At 58.0% G+C, this 12,496-nt stretch carries 10 protein-coding genes; 4 read left to right on the forward strand and 6 right to left on the reverse strand.

Annotation, left to right across the window (positions count from 1 at the left end; all coding sequences use genetic code 11):
- The first annotated feature begins 622 nt into the window (after nucleotides 1-622).
- From Q0938_RS16905 to Q0938_RS16920, 4 genes are all read left to right on the forward strand, one after another.
- Nucleotides 623-2,830, forward strand: coding sequence for a YjbH domain-containing protein (locus Q0938_RS16905; protein WP_299364881.1), 2,208 nt, complete (start codon nucleotides 623-625; stop codon nucleotides 2,828-2,830).
- A complete protein-coding gene (locus tag Q0938_RS16910; protein ID WP_299364883.1) occupies nucleotides 2,827-3,474 on the forward strand; it encodes a YjbF family lipoprotein in 648 nt (215 codons plus the stop codon). The genes Q0938_RS16905 and Q0938_RS16910 overlap by 4 nt, the downstream gene beginning before the upstream one ends.
- A gap of 66 nt (nucleotides 3,475-3,540) precedes the next feature.
- Entirely contained in the window at nucleotides 3,541-4,893 is a 1,353-nt protein-coding gene (locus Q0938_RS16915) for a Wzz/FepE/Etk N-terminal domain-containing protein (RefSeq protein ID WP_299364885.1), read from the forward strand.
- A gap of 383 nt (nucleotides 4,894-5,276) precedes the next feature.
- Nucleotides 5,277-6,230, forward strand: a complete 954-nt coding sequence (locus Q0938_RS16920) for a hypothetical protein (RefSeq protein ID WP_299364887.1) — start codon at nucleotides 5,277-5,279, stop codon at nucleotides 6,228-6,230.
- A 797-nt stretch (nucleotides 6,231-7,027) separates the two neighbouring features.
- Here the strand turns inward: Q0938_RS16920 and Q0938_RS16925 are convergent.
- From Q0938_RS16925 to Q0938_RS16950, 6 genes are all read right to left on the reverse strand, one after another.
- Entirely contained in the window at nucleotides 7,028-7,876 is an 849-nt protein-coding gene (locus Q0938_RS16925; protein ID WP_299364889.1) for a hypothetical protein, read from the reverse strand.
- Between the two features lie 243 nt (nucleotides 7,877-8,119).
- Nucleotides 8,120-9,178 (reverse strand): pseudaminic acid synthase, encoded by a 1,059-nt coding sequence (gene pseI, locus Q0938_RS16930; protein WP_299364891.1) that lies wholly within the window; start codon nucleotides 9,176-9,178, stop codon nucleotides 8,120-8,122.
- Between the two features lies 1 nt (nucleotide 9,179).
- Nucleotides 9,180-9,701: a UDP-4-amino-4,6-dideoxy-N-acetyl-beta-L-altrosamine N-acetyltransferase gene (gene pseH / locus Q0938_RS16935; RefSeq protein ID WP_299364893.1), complete on the reverse strand. Its 522-nt coding sequence runs from the start codon at nucleotides 9,699-9,701 to the stop codon at nucleotides 9,180-9,182.
- Nucleotides 9,698-10,858 carry a UDP-2,4-diacetamido-2,4,6-trideoxy-beta-L-altropyranose hydrolase gene (gene pseG, locus Q0938_RS16940; RefSeq protein ID WP_299364895.1) on the reverse strand — a complete coding sequence of 387 codons (1,161 nt, stop codon included), beginning with the start codon at nucleotides 10,856-10,858 and terminating at the stop codon, nucleotides 9,698-9,700. The genes pseH and pseG overlap by 4 nt, the downstream gene beginning before the upstream one ends.
- Complete coding sequence (pseF, locus tag Q0938_RS16945; RefSeq protein ID WP_299364897.1) at nucleotides 10,855-11,622, reverse strand: pseudaminic acid cytidylyltransferase; 768 nt, start codon at nucleotides 11,620-11,622, stop codon at nucleotides 10,855-10,857. The genes pseG and pseF overlap by 4 nt, the downstream gene beginning before the upstream one ends.
- Nucleotides 11,619-12,496: DegT/DnrJ/EryC1/StrS family aminotransferase (locus Q0938_RS16950; protein WP_299364899.1), on the reverse strand; the 878-nt coding region annotated here is incomplete at its 5' end. The genes pseF and Q0938_RS16950, both read right to left, overlap by 4 nt.

Consider the following 12,496-nt stretch of genomic DNA (forward strand, 5'->3'; position numbering starts at 1 on the left):
CGGCCACGCTCCCGTGCCGCTTTCAGCCCGGCACGGGTACGCTTACGGATCACGAACCGCTCAATTCAGCCATCGTACCGAAGATGCGGAAGATCAGCTTGCCCCTCCGCAGTCGCCGTGTCGTTCATCTTCGTCAGCGACTGAAATCCCGATATCCGTGGGTTCAAGTTGCGCCACGGTATCGATGAGCTGGGGGTAGGGAGCGCGCCAAACGGTCGAGCTCACGATTGTCTTCCGAGATTACCCAGGCCGACAAAAACTTCCTAAGGGGGCCCACTCTTAGGCGCGAAGTGCCCAAAAAGACCGTTTTCAAGAGGCGCTTTGGACGGTCTGGATGGTTCGGTTAGCAACCATCCTCTCGCCGTCTTTGCTCGTCAAAAGGATCCAGCTGCTGCTTTTGCGAAGTTGGGCGCGTTGATCAGACGTTCCAGACTTGCCGGCATTCTCCTACTCATGCCAGAAGGCTTGGACCCTGGAAAAAATGGGGTGTCCTATGGTCACCTTGGGCTACTACGGCCCTCAACTGAACTGCGGCGGAGCGAATGACGAAGGATGTTTTCGCACCACTGCATGAAGCCTCCAGACGACCCCATGGTCCCGACCGCAAAGAAGGACAGCCTGCATGACGAAAGCCCGTCCGTTCCTCCTGACCCGCCGGTTGCTGGCCGCGGCGGTGGCGCTGGCCCCGGCAGGCGCGGTAATGGCCGACCCGATGATTGGCAACGTCACCAACCGCTACGGTCTGCCCGGCGCCATCGACACGCCGACGGCCGAGATGATGCCCGACGCCACGCTAGGCGCGGTTCTCAGCTATGCCGAGGTCGGTAATAGCGTAGGCCTCAGCTTCCAGATCCTGCCGCGCGCGACGGTTGTGCTGCGCTATGGCAAGTTCGACAGCACCGGGACGGCGCGGGGCTATGTCCGCGACCGCTCGTTCGACTTCCGTCTGTCGCTGCTGGACGAATCCGAGGACGGCTGGCGCCCGGCGGTGGCAGTGGGCATTCAGGATGCCATCGGCACGAGCTTTTATGGCGCCGAATACATCGTCGCCACCAAGGCCTTGTCGCCGCGCCTGCGCGTCAGTGCCGGCTTAGGCTGGGGGCGGCTGGCCAGTTCCGGGGGGATCGGAGCCCCTTTTGGCGGGCGTGGTGGGGTCCTAGACGACGAGGGCGGCACGCTGCAAAGCGACAGGTGGTTCCGGGGAGAGGTCGCCCCCTTCGCTAACATCCAATGGAAGGCTAGCGACAAGCTAACGCTGCTGGCTGAGTATTCCGGTGACGACTACGCCTGCGAGACCGGCGACGCCGAAAACTGTGCTAGCGGATCCTGGGTAAGCGATGAAAAACCGCTGAAGAACAACCTGAACCTCGGGCTCAGCTACCAGGCCGGGCCGAACTACCAGATCGGCGCCTATCTGCTGGGCGGCACGCATGTCGGCATCCAGGCCAGCATGGCGCTGAACCCGCGGCAGGCGCCTTACCCTTCAGGACTGGAAAAGGGCCCTGCGCCCGTTCGCCTGCGGCCCACGCCGGCAGCCGACCCGGAAGGATGGGCAGGCACCTGGTCGGCGGACCCGACCGCGCAGCCGGCGATCCAGACGGCACTGGGGGACGCGCTGGCCAAGGAAGGCCAAACGCTGGAATCGATGGTGCTGACCGGCAATCGCGCCGAGGTGCGCATCCGCAACAACCGCTACATCCAGCAGGCCGAGGCCGTCGGGCGCACCGTGCGACTGATGACCCGGGCGCTGCCGCCATCCGTCGAGACGCTGGTGGTGACCTCGGTCGAGGAGGGGATGCCCACCTCCTCGCTGACCTTCCGCCGCGCAGATGTCGAGCGGCTGGAGAACACCGAGGTCAGCCACATCGCCAATGTCGCGGTGATGACCGATGCCCATCCGCGTCCCGCGGGGCTGGTGCAAAGCCTAGGCATCGCGCCTCGTTTTCAATGGTCGATCAGCCCGTCGCTTAACACCGGTCTGTTCGATCCCGACGAGCCGCTGCGCTATGACGTCGGCATTTCCGCCCGCGCCACCTACGAGATCTTGCCGGGCCTGACGCTGAACGGGACAGTCCGGCAACGGCTGTTCGGCAATGCCGACCAGGACGCTCCCGGTAGCCTGTCAGTGGACGAATATCTCTCTCTCACTGACGAAGAGATCGCGGAAGGAAACAACGGCGTCTATCGCGTCCGGTCCGACGGACGGATGTATTCCGGCAACGACAAGCCGCGGGTGCCGCAGCTGACGCTGAACTGGAACGCCCGACCGACCTCGACAATCTATACCCGCGTGACTGTCGGTCTGCTGGAGAACATGTATGGCGGCGTCTCGACCGAGGCGCTGTGGAAGCCCGTGAACTCGCGCCTCGCCTTGGGAGCCGAGATCAACCGGGTCCGCAAGCGCGACTACCGCGACGCCTTCGAGTTCCTCGATTACGAGGTTACCACGGGACATGTCTCGGCCTATTACGAATTTGGCGGCGGCTTCGTGGGCCAACTGGACTTGGGCCGCTATCTGGCGGGCGACGACGGCGCAACGGTGACGGTCACGCGCGAGTTCGCCAGCGGCTGGTCAGTGGGAGCCTACGCTACCAAGACCGATCTTTCGTCCGAGGAATTTGGCGAGGGTTCGTTCGATAAGGGCATTACCATCCGTCTGCCGCTGTCCTTTGCGGTCGGCACGCCCTCCAAGCGGACGGTGGGCGGCACGATCAGCTCGCTCAACCGTGACGGTGGGCAGAGGGTGCGGGTCGACGGGCGGCTGTATGACGCGGTCCGGGATAGCCATTCGACGAAGATGTATGATGGCTGGGGGAGGTTCTGGCGATGAACAGGCATATGCGACGTGCCGCGGCGGCGCTGGCCCTAACCCTTCTGGCAAGCTGCTCGGGTGGCTCGGCAGAAGGCGATGACGGCTCGACCAACGGGATCGGCAGAACGCTGGTCCGCGTGGTGGACGCACAGCGCCAAGCCCGGGCCGAACCTGTGGCAGCGCCTGATCCGCAGGCGATGGCGGCCGAGGCGATGGCGGTGAACCCCGGGCCCCTGATCCTCGTGGGGCTGGAACAGCTCGGCGCCACCCAGGTGCTTGCCTTGACCGGCGAGAACCGGGGGATGCGGACCTACATGACAAAGACCGAAGAGTCGCTCATCATGCGCGACTTCATGCTGACCGGCACCCGAGGTCTGGGCAACGATCTGTCAGTGGCCGAGGCGGAACAGTCCGCCGCCCTCATCGCGGCCGGCCGGTCGGGGAGCGCACGGCGCGTCATGCGTTATTACAGCGGCGACGGGCTGGAACGGCCGCTCGAGTTCACCTGCCGGATCGGCCCCGGCCCGAACGAGGGCGTCATGCTCGAGGATTGCGTGGGTCACGGGATCAGCTTCCAGAACAGCTATCTGCCGTCGGGCGGGGTGTCCCGCCAGTGGGTGGGACCGGGCATCGGCTATGCAACCGTACAGGTGTTGAGATAATCTCTGCTACCTCCGCCAAAGTAACCCAGACACCAACTAAAAGGCCGGCAGAAGACACGCATACAGATGCCCAATAAAGATAACTATGAACCGCTAGATCTAACCACTCTCGGGCAGAGAATTTTTCGCCATAAGTGGTACATCCTGTTGACCGCGCTGATAGTTGGGCTGGCGTCCGCGCTGCCAATTATGCTGCTGCCCGATACATATGTAAGTACCTCCACAATTAAAATTGAAAACAGCCGAACTCCCGCTCTATTTGGCCTAGGAGCGCTGGTTGGGTCGCCATCGTCGTCTGCCGAGACAGAATCAACGATCATGACCTCCCGGTCGGTGTTAAGCACGGCTATCGAAACCGCCGGCTTAGATATCATTCTGGAACCAGCGCCCAGAACACTATCTGAAGCAGCGAAGCGTATTATCGCGCGCGCTTCCGGCGGAAGTACGTCAGATCGCGAAAGCGAGGACATAATAGCCGTAACAAATGTTTCAATTCCGGACGAACTCCTCGACGTAGAATTGCTGATCACCACACAAGGGGGCGACCGCTTTACTATTGCCGCCCCCGGTCACGCTCCCTTATCAGGGAGCGTCGATCAGCCATTATCTCCCATCCCGGCTGCATCTGTCACGGTAACAACAATTCCTGACGCGGCCGATCGCAAGTATGTTTTGAAGAAAGAAACTCATCATGCAACACTACAACGAGTGCAGGACAATTTAACGGCAAAGGAACTTGGCAAGACTGGAATTGTCGAACTAATATATACAGGCCATTCCGCGACTCAAGCCCAAGCATCGCTCGATGCTATTGTGAATAGCTATATAACACTAGATAATGCGTTCGCCATCGATATCGCCCAAAATACCTTGAGTTATGCCGAGCAGCAAATAGGTCCGATCCTCGCAACTATTAAGGATGCCGAGGACGAGCTAACAGCCTTCAGAAAGGCCGCCGGGACGGTGAGCGTTGAATTCGAAGCTGAATACCTCCTCACACAATTACAGGAACTCGAGCAAAAACTGCGGCAGGACCAGAGACCCGAGGAACGAAAGCGGCTGGAGGAATACCAGGCCGAATTCAACCGTCGGCTTGAAGCTCTTCCAGATACGCAACAGCGTATCTTCAACCTTACCCGGCGCATCGAGGTTGCTCAGGAAGTATATTTAGAATTAATGAAGAAGGTTGAAGAAGCTAGAGCGCAGCGCATAGCCGCGAAGGGTAGTACACGTTTGATCGATGCGCCGAATCGTCCGACGCAGCCGTACGGCCCGCAAAGAAATCGGCTAATCGTCATGCTATCTCTTCTGTCAGTCGCTGTATACGTAACCGCGCTAGCCCTAACGTCACAGTCATACCGCCGGCGCGCAACGAATTACGTTAGCCCAAAATCCTCCACCGGCCCCGATGGTTTATAGAGCTATATGCTTTGTTCAATATCCGAAACACCTTCATCGAAATAGTCCTGTGGGCAGCGGTCATCTCTGCACTTGTCGCAGTATATTTAACCACTATTTGGGGCGGCGATTATCCAGATACACTTTACGTACTTTTTAATCTTGCAACCTGCGTGGCAGCTGTAATTGGCCTAGCGTGGACGCCCCGTGCTGGCATCGCTACGTCGGTTAACACGTTTACAATTATATTTCTGTGCATCGTTCCTCTTCTCGGCAGAAGCGCAGCTGTAACTTACTGGGGCGAATCCGGAATAATTTTCTACCAATACCCGTACGCATCATTCGTAGCGGCGATGTGTACAATTGCTTTCAATATAGTTTACAATGGGATGGTAACCATTCCCATGAATGATCATCCCTCCCAGGAGCGCTTGCCAAGCATTCAAGTTAATGAAGGGCGCCTAGTACTGTTGTCTTGGGTGGGATTGTTCGCGATTGCCGCTTTGAATAATTTTTCATTAGTAAGTATCTTAGTTCGCGGCGGAGCCCTTGATGAAACCGTTAGTTTTGGAGGGGGAGCTGTAGGATTAATTCTGGGCATCACAGTATATTCCTTGCCTGGAGCGTGTTTCGTGACTTACCTCGCGGCCGGGAGACGGCACGCGGTAACTATCGGATTCCTACTCATTCCGCTGTTGATCGGAAATGCGCCAAGTGGCATGGCCCGATTTCATGCAGCAGCAATTTACATTGCAATTGCCGTAACATTGTTTTCATCACTGCGTCGAAGCAGTATTCTGCTGCCGGCTGGACTTATTCTTGGTATTTTGGTGGCCTTTCCGACGCTAAATCAATTTAGATCTTACGAGGGCGGGGTGCCTAGAATCTATATTCTCGGGATTGATGATGTAACCACCGGGCATTTTGATTCCTTTCAGTCTATTGCGGGGGCTCTCAATATGCCCTTGACGATGGGACGCCAACTGCTGGGAGTTGTGCTGTTTTGGGTTCCCCGTAGTGTTTGGCCGGACAAACCTATCGGGACCGGCGCGGAATATGCGGACCACGCAAATTTATCCTTTAGCAACATCTCTATGAATTTCTTTGCCGAGGGAGTTGTGAATTTTGGTCTGCTCGGGGCGATTGCATTCGCTGCTGTTGGCGGATATCTATCCGCCCTGATCGATTCGCGGGGTTACAGCCAAACGCCGTCATTATTCTGGGCAGTCTTTTCTAAATTTATGATCGGGATGGCGTTCTTTATGATGCGGGGAGATCTTTTGAGCAGCTTTGCTTTCTCGGTAGGGATTGCAGTGACCGTTCATATCGTTATTTTGTTTTCGACAAAACGTATATGAGCGCTTGCACTTAGGGTCGAACCCCATCGCCCATCAATCCAGAAGCTTGCGACTGCTGCATCACGGTAATTGCGTGGTGAGACCAGGGTGACGGCCGGAAGTGCGCCTTCAGAGCCAGGGATCCTTTTTGCGAGGGAAGGGAGGGACTTATCCTAATCGCTTTTGATCCCCATCCGCGTCTTTGCACTCGCACTACGGTGTTAATTACTGACCCTCCTCATATGCTAAATGATGCGCAAGTTGTGTAGGTGGAGTTCATAAAACACCCGGCCAAACTATATTACTGGCGTATCAAGCAGCAGTGCCTCGTATTCCACGGTGCTGGTTAGTGCAATAGCCGCAAATTTGGAAGGCATCGCAGCTTTCCGTAAAACTCGAGAGAAGGATCGGTCCACGCGCTTATATGATCTTTCACGTAGAGTGGGACTCGCTCGGGAAAGTTTAACGCAATATTTCGGATGATTTCGTATTCGTTCAGGTACGTCCCTGCGATGATTCCCGTCGACGCTTCAGGATGGAAATGAAGAGGATAGAGCAGAAAGCGCTCACCTTGAGGGGGAGTGGTAAACCGCGCGAACTGTCTGTGCCCTGAGGCGCCGACCTACATTGCTCGAAAGCAAATTGAAGTGAGTACGCGGGGAATTGCCAACCTGAAACGCGGCGGTGGGTTCGTCCGCTCAGTGACGTGCCGGGGAGCGGATTTTACAGTCGCTCTCTACGGACGTACCGCCCACTTAGATCAATCCGATCGAGTTGGTTTATTTTCATGTAATCGGGCACAAGGAGCGCGAATGAGCTTAGAGCCTGATGAACCGAATGCCAGAGGTACAAAGATAGTAAGCTGCGCTACTGCCGTGATGGTAGACATTGATGCTGGGACACTTTGCAAGCAGCATCTCGAGCAACAGTTCGGCCGGAACGCCCGCAGGCAAAAATGCATCGCTATCTAGTCCGTAGCTTTCGGGGGTCTCTATCTTTTTTACATGAGGGTGGGGTTTGATCAATAACTTCTCCGGACGTGCCTTGAGTCTACATACGATCTGGGGGTGGATCACCCAGTCGCTTAAATAAACATTGTAGTGCTTCTCATCGCCCCACGTGGGCTGCGAAGGAGCGTCAAACAAATATGAGAGAAACGCACGGTTGCTCCGGATGAATGTAGAAAGATCATCTTCAATCTTGCATACACGCTCAGCCTTTAGGCCAGATATAGATTTATATTTTTCGCAGTCGTAAACAAAGATACATTCGGTTAATGAGGACTGTCCAAATATTGCTCCAGCCCCGACGGACCGTAAAATTAGTCGTTTGTGAAACGGGTAAAGGTCTGATCTATACGTTCCTATACCTTCTTCATACACACAAATTTTAGTAGATGAAGACCCTATTTTAAGTCTCGCAAGCGTTATGAATTTTCTCAGCCCGACATCCGAATCGATGAATAAGGAGCTAGATTTGGGCAGGCTTGCCGCGGCACGATAGGCTGCAGCGCTATCTTCAAAAAACCGCATTTCCCTCCAAGGAGCGGCCCCACTAATTGCAGAATATCTATCGAAAATTCTGCCTGCGTCAGAGAAGGAGTCAACAAGAAATATATCGGTGCTGTCTTGTATGGCAAGCTGCTCAATAATGGCGGCCGATATCATCAGTTGAAGCGGTTTAGTAACTATAAACGCATTGCGACGTATAACGTAATCTCCTCATTTTTAGTGTCGTGCAAAGTACTTTCCTTCGCGCCTTCGAGAATTGGCTAACTGCAACTAATAGTGAGTGGTAGTAGACTCCTAGTCGGTGGCGGTGTCCAAGGATTGGACGCTCCAGTCGGAGGGGATTGTGAGAGGCTCCATCTTCTATCCCGTTTGTAAAATCACATCTCAGCAAGGAGATTGTCATTCGTCGCGCCCGTCCAGATCCTCAACCCGGACCGGTGTCATCGCATCTACGTCACGTGTCAGTGTAGCACCGATGACGCGATCCAGGTGCTTGGGAGCGAGACCGAAGCCGGGACGAACACTGCGTACTGCGTTGGATGCCACTTTGTCGCCCGCTTTAAGATCCTGCAGGAAATACAAAGACCGGCGGAACTGTACGTTGTTCTCTTCGCTCGACTTGCGACCGTAATCCACGCGGCCAAGTGCACGCCATGCCGTTTTGGCCCCAGCGCACAGTGCAGCCATCTCGGCCGGTTCTAGCGAGAAGCTATCATCGGGGCCACCGCCAGTGCGATCCAGTGTAAAGTGCTTTTCGATAATCGATGCACCTAGAGCGACGGCGGCAGTGGCGGTGGTATTGTCCAGCGTGTGGTCTGAAAGCCCCGTGACCAGTCCGAAACGCTGCATCATGTCGGGGATGGTGCGGAGATTGTAGTCCCCGGCCGGGGCGGGATAACCGCTGACGCAATGCAGGATGGCAAGCTGCGTGCAGCCCCCGTCGCGGGCCGCCGCTATCGCTTCGGCGATCTCCTCGGCGTCGGCCATGCCGGTCGAGATGATCATCGGCTTGCCGGTTGCTGCGACATAGCGGATCAACGGCAGATCCACTGCCTCGAAGGAAGCGATCTTGTAGGCGGGCGCACCCAGATCTTCGAGCAGATCGACCGCAGTCGAGTCGAAGGGGGAGGAGAAGAGTGTGATGCCGCAGTCGCGCGCGTGGTCAAACAAAGGTTTGTGCCAATCCCAAGGCATATGAGCCTGCTCATAGAGATCGTACAGCGTACGTCCGTCCCATAGCCCGCCAGTGATGCGGAACTCTGGCGCGTTGCTCTTCAGGGTGATCGTATCTGGCGTATAGGTCTGGAGTTTCACGGCATCGGCGCCGGCCTGACGAGCGGCGGTGATGATGCGCCGCGCAGTGTCAAGGCTCCCATTATGATTGGCTGACAGTTCAGCAATCACATAAGGCGGGTAGTCGGGCCCGATAGGGCGGCCCGCGATGGCGATGCTGTTCATGTCATTCTTCCTTAGTCAGCCGGGACCACTCGCTTGCCAGCAATCCGAAGCAGATAACATCCAGATACTCATTTCTCGAGCGATGCTGATGCCGCAGGAGACCTTCCTGTACGAATCCAAGGGCTTCGTGTAGCCGAATTGAAGGCGTGTTTGTGGATAGCGCCTGACCGCACAGCTTGTGCAGCCCCAACGTGCCAAAGGCGTGATGAAGCGCGGCCTGCCCCAATCGGCGGCCTGTCCCGCGGGGAGCGGTTGGCGCCACATAGAACCCCCAGTCAGAAATGCCACCTTCTTTCACATTAGTCAGCTGAACATAGCCAATGGGAGCATCGGCGTCCTCGACCAACAGCAGGCGCCGGAACGGATCCTGACTAGCTCGTGCAAACCAGTGCCGGTGTTCATCCAGATTAATTTCATGAGATGTGAACATGACCGACCGCACGGCGGGATCATTGCGCCATGTCAGTATCAGGGGCAGCTCATCCTCGGTGAGCGGGCGAATCCGGCAGGCCTCACCACTCATGACAACTCCACTATCTCGCGGGTTATGCGCTGCGCACCGCTCCCGTCAGTAATCCGCGCTGCTTGTCTCGACAGTGCCGTAAGGCGGGTCGGGTCCAGCGCCCCGAGAACCTTGGGAAGCGTATCCGACAGATTCCCCGCATCTACGGTAAGGGCCGCGCCCGCGACCTCCAGTGCTTGAGCGGCTTCAATCTGGTTCTCGGCCAACACCATTTGAATTGTCGGCAGCCCCAGGCAGCACCGCTCCCAAGATGTGCCCCCTGTCGCGCCGATCGCCAGATCGCTCCGAGACATGGTTTCCGCCATGTCGGTTATGCCGACGCGGATGGTGGTAGGCCAGGGCATCTGCGCGGCGATCTGGCGAACGACAGCGATCCAAGGGGCAGCGGCCCCCAGGATGACCTCGATGCTTTGAAGGTCAGGCAGGGCGCAGTCAGCCAGCACCGACAGTATCTGCCCAGTGACATTGTCCTGGTCGACGCCACCGAGCGTAATCAACAGATGCCGCAGCGCGGGCTGAGTGCGGCGAGCAAGGCTAATGTTGCGAGCCCGGGCGAACTCGGGGCGCAGCAGTGCATGGGTTGGCCCGATGAATAGCCGTGCTGCGGCCGGAACATGCGGGGCGTAATCTGCTGCACGGCGGCCCAGGTTCTGATCCAGAAGCAGGTCGCAATCATGCGCCCGGTCGGCCAAGTCGTCGATCACCATGAGCCGACGGACCTGCGGACGTAGTGCCTGCTCCCAGCTGCGGTTCAATGCGTAGTGGTCGACGATCAACCAATCTGTACCCTGAGGCCCGAGCGCCGTGGCGGTTTCGGCAGCGTCTTCCACCCAACTCCTGCCCAGCCATTCAGCATGGGCAGGCAGAGGCGGGGCCGCATCGGAAAGGGCTCGCCTTCCGGACGCTCCCGGCGCAGACAGCGTTGTGACCGGATAGCCCCGGGCTCCGATCAAGCTGATCAGGTGGCCCTCATGCGGGCGGCACAAAAAGAGGCACTCTGCTCCCTGCGCACGAAGTGCATCGGCAAGGGTCAGGCAACGCATCACATGCCCGGTTCCGATCCTCAACGAGGCGTCGCAGCGCAGCGCCACACGAGGTCGCTCCCGGCGCCCGCAAACCGTCACGGTAGCGCCGGCGCGACTGTCACGTCCTCTCATGGCCGGACCGTATCCGAGCCGCAGGCCGCTTGCGCGCTGGCTTCCTCCGCGCCACCATCCCCCTCTTTCAGGGTGTCATGGACGCGCAGCGCGGCGAACATCAACTCGGCCCGTAGCCAGTCGTCGGGCGTGTCGATGTCCTGAACCCGATGTTGCGGCAGAATGACGGCTGCGCTGTCCGGGCCGAAAAGCGACTTTTGCGACAACCAGGCCGCAGCCTTGCCCCAGTAGAACTGCCCGGCATCGTGCCAGGCTTCCTCAAGGTCTTGAGAGCGGGTGGCAAAATGTTCCGGCTGGAACATCTCGACCCGGCCCGCAGGGGAAATGCGCAGCGCGCGCTGGATCGGATAGGCATAGCTGGTGACAGAAAAGGCGTAATCAGTGCCGCTGTCGCGAAGGATTGACAGGCCGCGCGCCAGATCCTCGGGGCGGATGAACGGCGCAGTTGCGTAGAGACAACACACCTCGGACGGGGCCGCGCCGTTTGCGGTTTGCCACGCGACGGCGTGGGCGATCACGGGATTGGTGCCGGTGTGGTCATCCGAAAGCTCGGCCGGCCGGCGAAAGGGGACATCTGCGCCGGCCTCCCGTGCGACGGCAGAAATTTCCTCATCGTCAGTGCTGACGATCACCCGGTCAAAGCAGCCGCTTTCCAGCGCCGCGTGGATTGACCAGCCGATCATTGGCTGGCCGCAAAACAGCTTCACGTTTTTCCGCGGAATCCGCTTGCTGCCCCCGCGTGCGGGAATGACAACCAGCCTCATGCGCCGAGCGCCTCGCGCAGCACATCAGCCACGAAATCCTGCTCCGCATCCGTCAGGGTCGGGTGCATCGGAATGCTGATTGCCTCGCGATAGTACTGTTCGGCCTCCGGGAAGTCCCCCTCGTGGAAACCCATTTCCTGATAGTAGGGCTGGGTATGAACGGGGATATAATGCAGGTTCACCATGATGTCCCGCGCCCGCATCCGCTCGAACACTTCGAGATGGGTGGCTTTTGTCCGATCCAATCGCAGGCGGATTACATAGAGGTGAAAGGCTGAATAGCTGTCGGGATGCTGCCAGGGCAGTTTGATCGGAAGATCGGCCAGGAGCGTGCGATAGCGTTCGACCAGTTCGTGACGGCGGGCGACATAATGTGTCAGCCGCGTCATCTGGGTGACGCCCAGGGCGGCCTGCATATCGGTCATGCGATAATTATAGCCAAGCGCTACCTGCTGGTAGTACCATGGGCCCTCCATCGGCTTGGTCATCAGGGCGGCATCGCGCGTGATACCGTGACTCCGCAGAAGCCCCAGCCGGCTGGCAAGTTCACTGCTGTTGGTCAGCGCCATTCCGCCTTCGGCCGTGGTGATGATCTTCACCGGGTGAAAGCTGAATACGGTGATATCGCTGTAGCGGCAGTTGCCGATCGGCTCCCCCTTGTAGCACCCGCCGATCGCATGCGAGGCATCCTCGATGATGCGGAAGCCGTATTTCTGGCCAAGCGCATGGATGGCCTCCATCTCGCAGGGCTGGCCGGCCAGATGGACGGGTACCACGATCTTGGGCAGCCGGCCGTTTTTCTCCGCCGTGATCAGCTTCTGTTCCAATGCCGCGACCGACAGGTTGTAGGTCTCAGGATCGATATCGACAAAAT

Origin of the sequence: uncultured Paracoccus sp. (genome assembly GCF_947496875.1) — a bacterium.
In the GTDB taxonomy this organism is placed as follows: domain Bacteria; phylum Pseudomonadota; class Alphaproteobacteria; order Rhodobacterales; family Rhodobacteraceae; genus Paracoccus.